This window comes from Actinosynnema sp. NPDC091369 (assembly GCF_044757065.1).
Taxonomy (GTDB): domain Bacteria; phylum Actinomycetota; class Actinomycetes; order Mycobacteriales; family Pseudonocardiaceae; genus Actinosynnema.
This window is the reverse complement of record NZ_JBIVUG010000002.1, coordinates 476,490-490,487: the sequence shown is the minus strand read 5'-3', so window position 1 is coordinate 490,487 and position 13,998 is coordinate 476,490. Positions and strand designations below refer to the sequence as shown.

Genomic DNA, 13,998 nt, shown 5'->3' with positions numbered 1-13,998 from the left:
CCTGCGGGCGTGACCGACGCGACGCGGCAGTGGCGGGCGTGGCAGCGAGCCCCGTGGGGCCGGCTGCGCTACGCGCAGGCGAACGCCAACCTCCCCCGCCACCTGCCGCCCCCGCCCACGACCGTGCTCGACCTCGCCGGCGGGGACGGCGCGGACGCCCTGCGGCTGGCCCGCCAGGGCCACCACGTGACGGTGGTCGACCGGTCGGCCGAGATGCCGGCCGAGGCCGAGCGCGCGTTCGCGGAGGCCGGGCTGCCGGTCCGGCTGGTCCGGTCGGACCTCGCCGACCTGCCCGGATCCGTGCCCGGCCCGTACGACGTGGTGCTGACGCACAACGTGATCCAGTACCTGCCCGACCCGGCGGCGACCCTGCGCGCGGCCGTCGACCTCGTCGCGCCCGGCGGTCTGCTGTCGGTCATCGCGCTCAACCGGAACGCCGAACCGCTGCGGCACGCCACCCGGCACCTCGACCCGGCCGCCGCGTTGGCCGCGCTGGACACCGACCAGGCGCACACGCAGACGTTCGACACCACCCTCACCCTCTACACGGCCGACCAGGTCACGGCGTGGCTGCCCGACTGCGACCTCGTCGGCCACCACGGCATCCGCGCGGTCACCGACTACGTCGCCGACGACGACCGCAAGCACGACCCGGCGTTCTTCGCCGACCTCGAACGGCTGGAGCTCGCCCTGGCCGACCGCATGCCGTACCCGCTGCTCGCCCGCTTCTTCCACCTCGTGCTCCGGCGCGGAAACCCGGACGACGGCGAGGCCGGGATTTCGTAGATTGACCGGCGTGACCAAGCCCGACTACCCCGTTCGGACCCGGCGCCTGACCCTGCGCCCGTTCACCCCGGCCGACCACGCCGCACTGCACTCGTGGATGTCGCGCCCCGACGTCGTCCGCCACCTCTACGGCGAAGCCCGCACCCCGGAGCAGACCGCCGAGAGCCTCGCGCTCAAGGTCGCGGTGCCGTGGCCGCGGAAGGAGGGCGACCACCTCGCGCTGGCGGTCGAGGTGAACGGCGAGGTCATCGGCGAGGCCGTGCTCAAGTGGCTCAGCGAGGAGCACCGGCAGGGCGAGGTCGGCTACATCCTGCACCCCGACCACCACGGCCGGGGCTACGCCACCGAGGCCGCCGCCGCCATGCTGGACCTCGGCTTCACCCACCTCGGGCTGCACCGCGTCGTCGCCTCCTGCGACGCATTCAACGAGGCGTCGTGGCGCGTGATGGAACGGCTCGGCATGCGCCGCGAAGCCCACTTCCGGCACAACGAGATCTTCAAGGGCGCCTGGGGCGAGGAGTTGATCTACGCGATCCTGGAGGACGAGTGGCACCGGATGGCGGACAGCCGGTGGCGGCCGAGCGGCGCATGATGGCCCGATGCAGAGGTTCATGGAGGACAGCGGCGCCTACGAGCACTGGCTGGCGGACAACCAGCACCAGTACGTCATCAACGCCGAACGCAGCCTGAACCCGGGCAACCTCGTCCTGCACCGCGCCTCGTGCCGCACGATCAACGGCACCCCGGCCCGCGGCACCACGTGGGTGGGCAGCTACGTCAAGCTCGTGGGCGCCCGCGCCGAGCTGGAGACCGAACACCCGACCGCCCGCCCGTGCCGCCTGTGCCTGTGAGCCGTCGGTCATGACGAGCCGGTTGGTCTGGTACGTCGGCTACGGGTCGAACATGCACGCCGAGAGGTTCGCCTGCTACCTCGCCGGAGGCACGCCGGCCGGGGCGACGCGCGGGTACCCGGGGTGCCGGGACGGCAGCCCGCCGTTGGACACCAGGCCCCTGGAGGTGCCCGGTGGCATCTACTTCGCCACCGAGTCGCCCGTCTGGCTCGGCGGGCGGGCGTTCTACGACCCCGACCTGCCGGGCGTCACGGCCGCCCGCGGGTACCTGGTCACGACCGCGCAGTTCGCCGACGTGGCCGCGCAGGAGATGTACCGCGAGCCCGGCGTCGACCTCGACCTGAGCGTGGTCATGGCCGACGGCAGGCACGCGCTCGGGCCCGGCCGCTACGAGACCCTGCTCCACCTCGGCGAGCACGACGGGCACCCGGCGCTGACGTTCACCGCGCCGTGGCACGCGGCCGACGTGGAGCACACCAAGCCCTCGGCCAACTACCTGACCATGCTCGCGACCGGCCTGGCCGAGGCGCACGGCTGGACCGTCGAGCGGATCGCCGACTACCTGGCCGGTCGCACGCCGTTCTGGACCGCCGCCGACGTGGCCGCCCTGATCACGCCGCGGGCACCCACTCGTACGTGCTGACCAGGCAGCACTCCCGGAACCCCAGCCGCCGGTAGGTGCCGATGCCCAGCGGCGAGGCGGTGAGGACCGCGACCCGGTACCCGGCGGAGGCCGCCTCGTCGACCGCGGCGAGCGTCATGGCCGCGCCGATGCCCCGGCGGCGGTACCCGGGCAGGGTCACCACGTAGTGCACGGCGGCGACGCCGGCGGCCAGGAACACGTACGAGGTGGCCACCGGGCGTCCGTCCAGGTGGCCGACGAACATCCGCAACGGGCCGCCCGGCCCCCACGGCAGCGCCGAGTACACCCCGGACCAGCGGTCGGTGACGTCCGCCGGCGCTCCGCAACCCCACACCCGCACCCACTCGCGCACCGCCTCGCGGTCGGTCACCGGGCGGATCGACAACCCGGGCACCGGCGGCGGTTCCCGGCGCGGCCCGGTCAGGTCCAGCCACATGCCCGGCTCGTCCTCGACGTGCCGCAGCCCGTGGCGGATCAGGGTCGCGGCGCTGTCCGGCGGTTCGGGGCGCAACCCCGTCTCCCAGTGGAACGGCACCCCGCGCGCCGCGAAGTGCGCCCGCACCAGGGCGACCGACTCGGCGAACCCCTCGGCGGCGACGTGGTGCACGCCGTTGAACACGCTGTCGTGCACCCCGGTGTCCACCCAGCGCACTCCCGGGCGTTCGTGCGAGGTCGCCGCGGGCAGCGCGCCCAGCAGCGCGGCGAACGCCGCCTTGCTCGCGTCCAGCGCCGCCGTCGCGGTCGACGCGTCCGCGTCCCGGACGACCCCGGCCATCAGTCCTTCGCCACCACCGCGTCGAGGTTGCCGTCCGAGCCGGCCACGCACGACGCCTCACGCGCCGTCGTGGCCAGGAACTCCGACATGCACCGGCCGAACTGCTCGTAGCCCCGGTCGTTGGGGTGGAACGACTCCTGCAACGCGTGCCGGGCCCGCGCCTCGTCCCGCAGACCGTCGAAGTCGACCGTGAGCCGGGTGAACCACTCCCGGTCCGCCGTCTCCCCGCCCATGCACGCCTCGCGCTTCTCGCCCGCCTCCGCCAGGTCGAGGAACCGCGCCTGCGCCGCCTGCGCCGCCGTCCGCAGCCCCTCCGACAGCTGCTCGACCGCCCGGTCCCGGACCCACTCCAGGTCACCCGTGCGCAACGGGCACCCGGCCAGGTTCTGCAGGTCGAACGGCAGCCCCGGCGCGACCGGCGCGGCGTAGGACTGGAGCACCAGCGTGTAGGAACGCGGCGTGTAGCCCTCGTCCTGCAAGACCCGGCGGACGTCGCGCAGCGCGCGCTCCACCTTCGGCGTCATCCGCTCGACGCGGGCCTTCCACTCGTCGGCCATGGCCTTCGCGCAGTCGGCGCGGCGCTCGATCCACGCCCGCAGGCACGCGCCCAGCACGTCGGCGAAGCGCGGGTCGTCGTTCGCGCCGACCGCCACCACGACCACGGACACCCGGTACTCGCGCGCGATCGCGGCCAACTGCCTGGCCTGCGAGCCCTCGGTGTTGCGCACCTGGTCGGTGAGGCCGACCTGCTCGGAGTTCGCGCCCGAGCATGCCAGGTTGAACACCCTGTCCACGCCCGGCACGTGCGTGTGGTGCACCGACGCCTTCGTCGACCGGTGGCACCAGTTGCCGTTCTCGCCGTTCGTGCCCGGCTCGTAGGAGCCCGCGCCCTCACCGGCCATCGTGCTGTCGCCGAGCGCCACGATCGCGCGCGGCGCGTCCCGCTTCGGCCCCGGCAGCGCCGGGTACGGCGAGTCGCTGACCAGCAGCAACAGGGCGAGCAACGGGAGGACAAGGACGAGGGAGACGGATCGGCGCGACATCGGCCCCTATCCTACGGAGATCCGCCCGCCGCTGAGCACCAGCGTCCGGTCGGCGGCCCGGTGCACCTCGTCGTGGTGGGTGGCTACCAGCACCGCCGACCCCGCGTCGGCCGCCCGCCGCAGCACCCGCACCGCCGTCGGCCCGGTGCGCTGGTCGAGGTGCGCGGTCGGCTCGTCGGCCAGCAGCACCGCCGGCTCGCCGACCACGGCCCGCGCCAGCGCGGCCCGCTGCTGCTGCCCGAACGACACCTCGGCCGGGTACCGGTCGGCCAGCTCGTCGACACCCAGCTCCGCCAGCAACTCGGTCACCCGGTCGAGCGAACCGCCGGTGCGGCCGAGCCGCAGCGGCAGCGCGACGTTCTCCGCCAGCGTCAGCTCACCGGCCAGGCCCAGCGCCTGCGGCAGCAGCGCGCACACCTTCCACGACGGCGGCGACGTCAGCACCTCGCCCGCCATCTCCACCGTGCCCGCGTCCGCCCGGTCGAAGCCCGCCAGCACGGCCAGCAACGCGCTCTTGCCCGACCCGGACGGCCCGGACAGCGTCACCAGCTCGCCCGGCGCCACCTCCAGGTCCACGCCGCGCAGCACGTGCACCGGCCCGCTCGCGTGCCGGAACGTCCGCTCGATCCCCTTCGCCCGCAACGCCGTCATGCCGCCAACGCCCCGTTCCGCAGGTCGAACCTCGTGTCGGCCAACGCGATCAGCCTCGGGTCGTGCGAGGCCACCACGACCGGCACGCCGCCGCGCGCCAGGTCGGCCAACGTCTCCAGCACCGAGTCCGCCGACGTGGCGTCCAACTGGGACGTCGGCTCGTCGGCGAGCACGACCGTCGCCTGCCGCGCCAACGCGCACCCGAACGCCAGCCGCTGCTGCTGTCCGCCCGACATCGCCGACACCTTCCACGTGGCCGTGCCCGGCAGCCCCAGCCGCTCCAGCAGCTCGTCCACCCGCACCACCCGACCCGCGGCCTGCGCCGCCGCACGCAGGTTGTCGCCCACGTCGAGGTGGCCGACGAGGTTGTCCGCGGGGTTCTGGAACACCAGCGCGATGTCACGCCGCCGCAGCGCGCGCCGGGCCTTGGACGACAGCCGCGCCGTGCCCATGCCGCGCAGCTCGACCCCGCCGCGCGTGGGCCGCTCCACCAGGCTCAACACCCGCAGCAGCGTCGACTTGCCCGACCCGGACGGCCCGGCCAGCACCGTCATGCCCGTCGCGGGCACGTCCAGCGTCACGTCCGACACCGCGGTCACCGCCCCGGCGGGCGTGCGGTACTCCACGCCCACCTCGCGCAGCCGCAACACGTGCTCACCCACGGATCAGCTCCCCGATCTTCGCCGAGCGCACCGAGCGCACCGCGATCCACGCCGCCACCAGCACCACCAGCACGCTCCCCGCCACCGTCCCCACCAGCATTGGCAGGGCGTCCGGCACCTGCGGCGCCGGGGTCAGGCGCGGCGCGGGGTCCAGCTTCGGCACGGTGAAGCCGCTGCTCGCCGCGCTCGCGGCCAGGCCGACGACCACCGCCCCGGCGGCCACCGCGCCCAGTTCGAGCAGGTGGCTGCGCAGCATCGCGGCCGGCGCCAGCCCCATCCGGGTGCTGAACGCGCCGGACAGCGCGTTCTGCCGCCGCCGCACCTCCACCGCCAGCAGCAGCGCGATCGACGCGACCACCGCCAGCACCGCGCCCAGCGCCGTGACGAAGGCGAACGTCCACTGGATCGTCAGGAACGGCAGCCCCTGGACGGCCTTCTTCTTCTCGCCGGAGTTGCGCGACAGCTTCACGCCGTCCGCCGACAGGGCCGCGGTCACCTCCGCCAACGGCCTGGTGGACCACACGTACCAGGAACCGACGTCGTCACGGTCCTCGATCCGGTCGACCGGCATCACCCAGCCCGACGTGCCGAGCTTCGGGAACGAGGGCACCCACGCGTCCGGCTTGAGCCGCGGCAGCCCGGGCAGGTCGACCTCCCGGCGCGGTACGTTGCCCACCCGCAGCGGCTGGGTCAGCAGCGCCGGGTCGACGTCGACCGGGAACGCGCCGTCGCGGAACGTCCTCGGGTCCACCACCAGCGCGGTGCGGTCGTACTGCTTGACGAAGCCGACGATGGTGGAGTTGCCGCGCAGCGCCTGCGGCAGCTCGGTGACCTCCGACGGGATCTGGGCGTAGCTGTTCGCGCCCGTGTACATGCCGGACTTCACGTCCAGCGCGGTCTCCTGCGACCCGGCGATGGCCGTGCCGACGGCCATGGTGCCGACCGCCAGCACCCCGATCAGCAGCACGCCGGTCACCGGACCGGCACCCGCCGCGAGCCGCCGGATCGCCAGTTGCGCGGCGGGCTTGGACCACAGCTTCGCCCGGTGCGACGAGGCCAGCGCCCACTTCGCCAGCCGGGCCGTCAGCAGCGCCGCGGTGAGCACGACCAGCAGCGGGAACGCCAGCGCGGCGGCGTCGATGCGCGGCAGCCCGCCGATCTTCGTCGTGGTCGCCAGGCCGCTGTGCTGCACCCGGTTCCACGCCCACACCGCCAGCGCGGCGGTGGCCAGCTCCCACGGCAGCACGGTCAGCACCTTGCGCAGCCGGTTGCCGCGGCCGGAGACCTGGAACATCCGGTGCGCGCGCAGGGCCCCGGTGGCCAGCGTGACCACGAGGCTCAGCACCACCACCACGACCACCGCCAGCGCCGCGGTCGTCACCGTGCCCGGCGGCAGCTGCTCGGACGGCGCGTACACGGGCAGCAGCAGCCGGGCCGTGCCCAGCCCGAGCACGCCGCCGACCACCAGCGGAAGGCCCAGTTCCAGCACCCCGCGCCCGCCCAGCGCGAACGGCCCGGCGCCGCGCACCCACAGCAGCCGCAGCTCGGCTTGGCGGCGCTGCGCCCACTGGACGGTCACCGTGGCGACGCCCGCCAACCCGATGAGCAGGCTGATCAGGGTCAGCCCGAGCACCGCGGACCGCACGTTGGTCACCGTCTGCCGGGCGTTCTCCACCGGCAGGACCAGGGGCGACACCGTGCGGACCGACCCGCCGCCGAGCGGCGCGATCCGCTCGGTGCCCTCGGTGAGCAGGGCCGCGGCCTCGTCCACCGTGCGCGGCACGTCGGCGGGGAAGCGCACGGTCACGTCGGTGGTGCCGGCGACCTCGGGCGGCAGCGCGGCGAACGCCTCGGCGCTGGGCAGCCACACCACGGCCGTGGCCAGCTCGTCGCGGTCGAGCACGTTGGGCACCACGAAGTGGCGTTCCGAGCACCACCACGGGGGCAGCGGGTCGAGCAGGTCGGCGTAGATCGCGGTCACCGGGGGCAGCCGACCGCCCAGGCCGCGCCCGCCCAGTCGCACGCCGACGGTGTCGGCGATGCTCTTCGGCACCCACAGGCCGTCCTTGCCGCCGCCTTCGAGCACCTCCAGGTGGTCGGTCGCGCCCGGCCGGTACCCGAACTTGGCGTCGGTCGGCGGGCCGCCGAAGTCCGCCCGCTGCTCCCGGACGTACGTACCGACCAACGCGTCCCGGTCGGGCGACAACTCTCCGATCACCCGCGGCGCGTCGGCGGCCTGCTGGTGCGACACCCCGATCGCCTCCAGCGACGGGTGCAGCGCCTCGGTGCACAGCCGGTCCTGCTGGTAGTCGATCGCCGCGCTGCCCGACGCGGCCGAGTGCATCACGGCGGCGGCCACCACGAAGCTCAGCAGCAGGGCGGTGACCACGCTGACCAGCAACGTCAGCGGACTTGACAGGGCCGCACGCGGTGCGGCTCGCCAGGGTATCTGCACCCGCGAACCGTAACCGGCGACGTTCGCGAGCAGGAGACTTTTCGGTAACGCGACCCCTCCTCCGGACAACGTCCGGACAACGTGTCCTTTTGTCCGGCGTCGGCCCGCCGAACCCGGACACCGATCTTGGTCCGGTTGGGGCGGACCCGTTCGGGGTACCGGGAGGGCATGACACGGAACGTGCTGAAGAAGTCACTCGTGGTGCTGGTCAGCGGCGCGGCGCTGTTCCTCACGCTCGGCGCCGGGTGCGAGAACGACGGCGACGGCGACGGCGACCGGCCGGGCGTCGAGCAGCAGGACGAGCAGCAGAACGAGCAGGACGACCAGAACGAGCAGGACGGCGATCAGGAGGACGGCAACTGACCGGTCGCGGCACGCCGGCGACGGCGTGCCGCGCCGACGTCACCGGCCGCGCCCGGTCTTCTCCTGCAAGCGGTCGATCAGCTGGGAAGCCTCGACCTTGGTCAGCCCGTCCGGCACCTCTTCGCCCGCCTCCTGCGCCAACGTGTGCAGGTAGGACTCCTGCGGCCCGGTCATCGGCTCGTCGCCGGTGGTCCAGTCCTGCGGGTCCTTCTCCGGGTTGCGGTCCACGTGCCTCTCCTTCCCTCGAACGCCCGTTCGAGGTACCCGCTGGGTCGTTCGGTCAACCACCTCCCGCGCGACCTTGACACCACCGAGTGTGGTCTAGTCCAATTCTTCCCACCTGGAGGCCGCCACCGCTGGGAGGAGACGTATGTCGCGAAGAGTCCTGTTCGCCAGGGTGGGGGCCGTCGCGGCGCTGGTGGTGGCAGCGGCGGCGGTCGGGTTCGCGCCCGCCTACGCCGCGTCGGTCACCGCGACCTTCGCCAAGACGTCGAGCTGGGAGACCGGCTACACCGCCCAGTTCTCGATCAAGAACGAGACGAGCGCGGCCCTGTCCGGGTGGAAGGTCGAGTTCGACCTGCCCGCCGGGACGACCGTCGGCGCCTACTGGGACGCGTTGCAGACCACCGCGTCCGGGCACTACACGTTCACGCACCGCGAGTACAACGGCAGCGTCGCGCCCGACGCCACGGTGACGTTCGGCTTCAACGCCTCGGGCACCGCGTCCCCGGTCAACTGCAAGATCAACGGGGCGTCGTGCGCGGGTGCGCCGACGACCACCACGACCACCACGACCACGACTACGACCAGCACCACTACGACGACCACGACCACCGGCCCGACGACGACCACCACCACGACCCCGCCTGTCACCGGGCTGCCCAAGCGGGTCCTGGTCGGCTACCTGCACGCCAGCTTCGCCAACGGCTCCGGCTACATCCGGATGAAGGACGTCTCCGACGACTGGGACGTCATCAACCTCTCCTTCGCCGAGCCGACCTCCGCCACCTCCGGCGACCTCCGCTTCGCCCAGTGCCCCGTGGCCGAGTGCCCGAACGTGGAGTCCGAGGCCGAGTTCATCGCGGGCATCCGCGACAAGCAGGCCAAGGGCAAGAAGGTGCTGATCTCCATCGGCGGCGCGAACGGCCAGGTGCAGCTGTCCACCACGGCCGCGCGCGACGCGTTCGTCCGCTCCGCCTCGGCGATCATCGACAAGTACGGCCTGGACGGCCTGGACGTGGACTTCGAGGGTCACTCGCTGTCGCTCAACGCCAACGACACCGACTTCCGCGCGCCCACCACGCCGGTGATCGTGAACCTCATCCAGGCGCTGAAGACGCTGAAGGCGCGCTACGGCGCGAAGTTCGTGCTCACCATGGCTCCGGAGACGTTCTTCGTCCAGGTCGGCTACCAGCACTACGGCGGCAGCGGCGGCGCGGACCCGCGGGCGGGCGCGTACCTGCCGGTGATCCACGCGCTGCGCGACGACCTGACATTGCTGCACGTCCAGCACTACAACTCCGGCCCGATCATGGGCCTGGACAACCAGTACCACTTCATGGGCGGCAGTGATTTCCACGTTTCCATGGCGGACATGGTGCTGGCCGGCTTCCCCGTGCGCGGTGACGCGACGAAGGTGTTCCCGGGCCTGCGGCCGGACCAGGTGGCCATCGGCCTGCCGGCCAGCGTCAACGCGGGCAACGGCTTCACGTCCGTCACCGAGGTGCACAAGGCGTTGGACTGCCTGATGAAGGGCGCGAACTGCGGTCCGTACCAGCCGCGGGCCACCTACCCGAACCTGCGGGGCCTGATGACGTGGTCGGTCAACTGGGACCGCTACAACGGTTTCGAGTTCTCGCGTTCGCACCGCGCCTACCTGCCGCGGTGACGGCTCGGGCCCGCCGGGGCGACACCTCGGCGGGCCCGCCGATCAGGGCGTCGGGTCGCCGTGGACGGTGAGCCGGTAGCCCTCGGGGCCGGTGAAGGTGAACATCGGTCCGAACGGGCTCTGCCGGACCGGCCCGGAGACCGGCACGCCCGCCGCCGTGAGCTGGTCGTGCAGCCGCGCGGCGTCGGTGGTGCGCAGCCACAGCGCCACACCCAGCCCTCGCGGCGCGGCGCCGCTCAAGTCGGTGCCCGGCAGCGGCTCGCGGACGGCCAGGGGGACGGGGCTGGTGGCGAACACCACCGCCCCGGGTGGCGAGACCGGTGTGCGGCGCAGCCCGAGGTGCTGCTCGAAGAAGGCCGCGGCGGCGGGCACGTCCTCGACCTGGAGCGCGATGAAGTCCGGGCCGTCGACGGTGGCGATCATGGGTCCTCCCGGGGAGTGAATGTCAGGACTTTGACATAGCGGACTGTAGGCGTCCTCCGTCACGGATGTCAAAATGCTGACATGGAAGACCGGTCGCCCGTCGCCCCGCCACACCCGGCCGAGGGCATCACCGAGCACGTCGGCTACCGCCTCAAGCGGGCGGCGGCCGCGCTGCGCTCCGCCATGGACAGGGCGTTGCGCGAGCACGGCCTGACCGTGCCCCAGTACTCCTGCCTGGAACTGCTCGACGAGCGCCCCGGCCTGTCCAACGCCGACCTCGCGCGTGGCACGTTCGTCACCCGGCAGTCGGCCAACGTCGTGCTGCGCGGCCTCAAGGACGCCGGGTTGATCAGCCGCCCGGACGACGTCGACCACGGTCGCGCGCTGCCCGTGCACCTCACGGCCGCCGGGCGGGAGCGCCTGCACGCCGTCCGGGCGGCGGTCTACGCCATCGAGCGGCGCATGATCGAGGCCATCCCCGCGGACCGCGTGGCGGCGCTGCTCGCCGACCTCGACACCATGGCCGAGGCCCTCGGCGAGTGACGCCCCCGCGCGGGCCGGGTCACAACCGGGGGAACAGCGGCTGCGGCCGGGGGAGCTCGCCCGACAGCGTCACGCACTGCTCGGAGACGCGGGCGGCCAGGGTCGGCACGAACGGCGTCAGCTCGCGCGCCAGGACGCGGCACGCGGTCAGCAGCGAGGTGATGGCCGCGTCCAGGCGCTCGCCCGCCTCGGCGTCACCGCCGCGCTCGGCGCGGGCCAGGTCCCACGGCCGCACCCGTTCCACGTAGCGGTTGGCCTCCTCCACGATCCGCCACACCGCCGCCGTGGCCCGGCGGAAGTCGAAGTCGTCGATGGCGGCGTGCACGAGGTCCGGCGCGTCCCGGCACGCCGCCGCCAACGTCCCGGCGTCGTCGTCCGGTGCGGCCACCGGCGGCGTGCCCGCCCGGTAGCGGTGGACCATCACCGTGACGCGGTTGACCAGGTTGCCCAGGCCGTTGGCCAGGTCCTCGTTCGCGCGGGCGACCAGGCGTGCCTCGGTGAAGTCGGCGTCGCCGACGCGCGGCACGTCGCGCAGCAGCCACCACCGCACCGCGTCGCAGCCGTACCGGTCGACCAGCGCCACCGGGTCGACCACCGCGCCCGACGACTTGCTGATCTTGCGGCCGTCGACGGTGAGGTAGTCGTGCACCAGGACGTCGGTCGGCAGCGGTTCGCCCGCCGACAGCAGCATCGCGAGCCAGTACACGGCGTGGAACCGGATCACGCCCTTGCCGATCACGTGCACCCGCCGGTCGCCCTCCACCCACCAGCGGCGGTGGTTCGAACCGTCGTCGCCATAGCCCAGGCTGGTGATGTAGTTGCCCAGCGCGTCCCACCACACGTAGACGACCTGGTCCGGGTCGCCCGGCACGGGGATGCCCCAGCCGTGCGCGCGGGCGCGGGACCGGGAGACGGAGAAGTCCCGCAGGCCGGCGTCGAGGAACGCCAGCACCTCGTTGCGGCGGGCCTCCGGCTCGATCCGGACCGCGCCGCCGCCGATCAGGTCGCGCAGCCGGTCGGTGTAGCGGGAGAGGCGGAAGAACCAGTTCTCCTCGGCCACCTGCTGCGGTTCGACGTCGTGCTCCGGGCACTTGCCGCCCACCAGCTCGGCGGGCGGGTAGAACTGGTCGCAGCCCACGCAGTACAGACCTTCGTAGTGCTCTCGGTAGAAGTCGTGCGCGCACGCCCGCCAGAGCCGTTCCACGCCGGCGCGGTGCCTGGCGTCGCGGCTGGTGCGGATGAAGTCGGTGAACGACAGCGCCAGCGGGTCGCGCAACGCCGCGAACGCCGCCGCGTTGCGGTCGACCAGCTCGTCGGTCGACAGGCCCTCCGCCCGCGCCGCGAGCACGTTCTTCAGCGAGTTGTCGTCCGTGCCGGTCAGGAACCGCACCTTGTCGCCGCGCAGCCGGTGATGGCGGGCCAGCACGTCGGCCTGCACGACCTCCAGCGCGAAACCCAGGTGAGGGCGCGCGTTCACGTACGGGATGGCGGTGGTCACGTAGAAACGGGGCATCGGAACCTCCAGGTGCGGGGGCTCCGGATCGGGCGAGACCCCCTGGGACGGGGGCCTCGGACTCGTCATCCGCGCAGCATCGGCAGCCCCGGGTGGCGGGGCATCAGGGTGGCGGGCGAGGTGGCCATGGCGGCGACGCTAGCAGCCCCACCGCCCGTCCCACTCACGGTTTTTCCGGCGCGGGGGCGCCTCACACGTCCGCTCAAGGGCCGGGAACGGCCGTCGCGCCCTGGCACCGCACGTCGCCCGGCTCGACCCCGCGCAGGAGGAAGTCCTCGACCGGCCGGGCGACGCAGTCCCGGCCGGGGCGTGCTCGATCGCGGCGTCGTAGGCGCCGTGCCCGAACCCGTTGAAGGTGATCAGCGGGGCGGAGGCGGCGGTCGCGAGCTGCCGGGCCCAGACGTGGGGCGTGGCGCTGTCGTACCGCATCGACACCACCAGCAACGGCACCGTCGTCGGGAACGGGCCGGGACGCCACCGGCCGAGGTCGGTCCCGAGGCAGCTCCGCACCCACTTCCAGTGCCGGGTCGAGGTGCGCACGATCGGCGCCACCCCGCGGCTGCTCCGCCACAGCTCGGACCACTGGTCCCCGGTCGTGATCGTCCGGTCGAAGAAGTCGTTGCAGCGCAGCAGCGTCTGCGAGTCCGCGCTGGGTTCGCCCGCCGTCCCTGGCGCGATCTCGTCCCGCTGCCGCGGCCTCCACCCGGCCAGGGTGCGGGCCTGACCTTCCAGCCACGCGGGACTGTCCTTGCCGGGGTACAGGAAGGAGAACGCGTTCGTGAGGTCGTCGGGCGTCACGGGTGTCCCCCCGGCGTCGCGGAGCCGCCCGGCCTCGGCCGGCAAGCGCAGCCTCCCCAGGTGGAGCAGCACCTGTTGGGCGGTGATCGGGGTGCTCCTCCCGATCACCCGGGCGAGGGCGCGGCACGACCCCTGCCCGGGTGGTGCCGCCTGGTGGGCCTGGCACCAGGCGGCGAACCCGTGCGCGGTGTCCTCCGTGCCCGCCGCGGCGGTGAGGAGGTAGTCCCGGGTGCTCAGCCTCGAGAGCTGCGGGCTGTCGAGGACCATCGACCGGACGGTGCCGGGGAAGAGCTCGACGAGCGCCTGCCCGGTGACGGTCCCGTAGGACACGCCGTAGAAGTCGACCGCGTCGACGCGCAGGCCCCGGCGCAGCGCGTCCAGGTCCCTGGCCCGATCCGGCGAGTCGATCGTCCGCATGCCGGCGGGTGCGCAAGCAGGTACTTCTACTGCCAGAAGAACTGGGGTGAGGGTTACCGGGAGACCCTGAAGCACTCCACCGGCAAGACCTGCACCAACACCTGGTGGGCGTTGACCGACGTGCCGGGCGCGGCGAACGTGTGGGTCAACGTCGTCTACCTCAAGGGCGGCAACAACAACCAGCCCG

At 73.3% G+C, this 13,998-nt stretch carries 16 protein-coding genes; 7 read left to right on the top strand and 9 right to left on the bottom strand.

Annotated elements, in window-relative coordinates; genetic code table 11:
• The first annotated feature begins 9 nt into the window (after positions 1-9).
• The 4 genes from ACIQMJ_RS10420 to ACIQMJ_RS10405 are packed head-to-tail and all read left to right on the top strand — an operon-like array spanning position 10 to position 2,280.
• A complete protein-coding gene (locus ACIQMJ_RS10420) occupies positions 10-786 on the top strand; it encodes a methyltransferase domain-containing protein (RefSeq protein WP_499760660.1) in 777 nt (258 codons plus the stop codon).
• 10 nt (positions 787-796) lie between these two features.
• Positions 797-1,378: a GNAT family N-acetyltransferase gene (locus ACIQMJ_RS10415; protein ID WP_499760659.1), complete on the top strand. Its 582-nt coding sequence runs from the start codon at positions 797-799 to the stop codon at positions 1,376-1,378.
• Positions 1,379-1,385: 7 nt separating this feature from the next.
• On the top strand, positions 1,386-1,637 hold the full coding sequence (locus tag ACIQMJ_RS10410; protein WP_499760658.1) for a hypothetical protein: 252 nt from the start codon (positions 1,386-1,388) through the stop codon (positions 1,635-1,637).
• A 10-nt stretch (positions 1,638-1,647) separates the two neighbouring features.
• Complete coding sequence (locus ACIQMJ_RS10405) at positions 1,648-2,280, top strand: histone deacetylase (RefSeq protein ID WP_499760657.1); 633 nt, start codon at positions 1,648-1,650, stop codon at positions 2,278-2,280.
• Here the strand turns inward: ACIQMJ_RS10405 and ACIQMJ_RS10400 are convergent.
• The 5 genes from ACIQMJ_RS10400 to ACIQMJ_RS10380 are packed head-to-tail and all read right to left on the bottom strand — an operon-like array spanning position 2,249 to position 7,866.
• Positions 2,249-3,055 (bottom strand): GNAT family N-acetyltransferase, encoded by an 807-nt coding sequence (locus ACIQMJ_RS10400; RefSeq protein WP_499760656.1) that lies wholly within the window; start codon positions 3,053-3,055, stop codon positions 2,249-2,251. The genes ACIQMJ_RS10405 and ACIQMJ_RS10400 overlap by 32 nt on opposite strands.
• Positions 3,055-4,098, bottom strand: a complete 1,044-nt coding sequence (locus tag ACIQMJ_RS10395; protein ID WP_499760655.1) for a GDSL-type esterase/lipase family protein — start codon at positions 4,096-4,098, stop codon at positions 3,055-3,057. The genes ACIQMJ_RS10400 and ACIQMJ_RS10395 overlap by 1 nt, the downstream gene beginning before the upstream one ends.
• A gap of 6 nt (positions 4,099-4,104) precedes the next feature.
• Positions 4,105-4,749, bottom strand: coding sequence for an ABC transporter ATP-binding protein (locus tag ACIQMJ_RS10390; protein WP_499760654.1), 645 nt, complete (start codon positions 4,747-4,749; stop codon positions 4,105-4,107).
• Positions 4,746-5,411 carry an ABC transporter ATP-binding protein gene (locus ACIQMJ_RS10385; protein ID WP_499760653.1) on the bottom strand — a complete coding sequence of 222 codons (666 nt, stop codon included), beginning with the start codon at positions 5,409-5,411 and terminating at the stop codon, positions 4,746-4,748. Before ACIQMJ_RS10385 ends, ACIQMJ_RS10390 begins: the two co-directional genes overlap by 4 nt.
• On the bottom strand, positions 5,404-7,866 hold the full coding sequence (locus tag ACIQMJ_RS10380) for an ABC transporter permease (RefSeq protein WP_499760652.1): 2,463 nt from the start codon (positions 7,864-7,866) through the stop codon (positions 5,404-5,406). Before ACIQMJ_RS10380 ends, ACIQMJ_RS10385 begins: the two co-directional genes overlap by 8 nt.
• A 168-nt stretch (positions 7,867-8,034) precedes the next feature.
• On the opposite strand from ACIQMJ_RS10380, the gene ACIQMJ_RS10375 reads away from it, so the two are divergent.
• A complete protein-coding gene (locus tag ACIQMJ_RS10375) occupies positions 8,035-8,229 on the top strand; it encodes a hypothetical protein (protein ID WP_499760651.1) in 195 nt (64 codons plus the stop codon).
• Positions 8,230-8,268: 39 nt separating this feature from the next.
• On the opposite strand, the gene ACIQMJ_RS10370 is transcribed toward ACIQMJ_RS10375, so the two are convergent.
• Positions 8,269-8,457 (bottom strand): DUF3072 domain-containing protein, encoded by a 189-nt coding sequence (locus tag ACIQMJ_RS10370; protein WP_499760650.1) that lies wholly within the window; start codon positions 8,455-8,457, stop codon positions 8,269-8,271.
• Between the two features lie 142 nt (positions 8,458-8,599).
• Here ACIQMJ_RS10370 and ACIQMJ_RS10365 point away from each other — a divergent pair, with 142 nt between their 5' ends.
• The gene (locus ACIQMJ_RS10365) at positions 8,600-10,117 is read left to right on the top strand and encodes a chitinase (RefSeq protein ID WP_499760649.1); all 1,518 of its coding nucleotides are present in this window, start codon (positions 8,600-8,602) and stop codon (positions 10,115-10,117) included.
• A 42-nt stretch (positions 10,118-10,159) separates the two neighbouring features.
• Here ACIQMJ_RS10365 and ACIQMJ_RS10360 read toward each other — a convergent pair whose 3' ends face one another.
• Positions 10,160-10,540: a VOC family protein gene (locus ACIQMJ_RS10360; RefSeq protein WP_499760648.1), complete on the bottom strand. Its 381-nt coding sequence runs from the start codon at positions 10,538-10,540 to the stop codon at positions 10,160-10,162.
• Positions 10,541-10,621: 81 nt separating this feature from the next.
• Here ACIQMJ_RS10360 and ACIQMJ_RS10355 point away from each other — a divergent pair, with 81 nt between their 5' ends.
• On the top strand, positions 10,622-11,083 hold the full coding sequence (locus ACIQMJ_RS10355) for a MarR family winged helix-turn-helix transcriptional regulator (RefSeq protein ID WP_499760647.1): 462 nt from the start codon (positions 10,622-10,624) through the stop codon (positions 11,081-11,083).
• A gap of 19 nt (positions 11,084-11,102) precedes the next feature.
• On the opposite strand, the gene ACIQMJ_RS10350 is transcribed toward ACIQMJ_RS10355, so the two are convergent.
• On the bottom strand, positions 11,103-12,596 hold the full coding sequence (locus ACIQMJ_RS10350) for a methionine--tRNA ligase (protein ID WP_499760646.1): 1,494 nt from the start codon (positions 12,594-12,596) through the stop codon (positions 11,103-11,105).
• Between the two features lie 138 nt (positions 12,597-12,734).
• A complete protein-coding gene (locus ACIQMJ_RS10345) occupies positions 12,735-13,811 on the bottom strand; it encodes an alpha/beta fold hydrolase (protein WP_499760645.1) in 1,077 nt (358 codons plus the stop codon).
• Positions 13,812-13,998 lie beyond the last annotated feature (187 nt).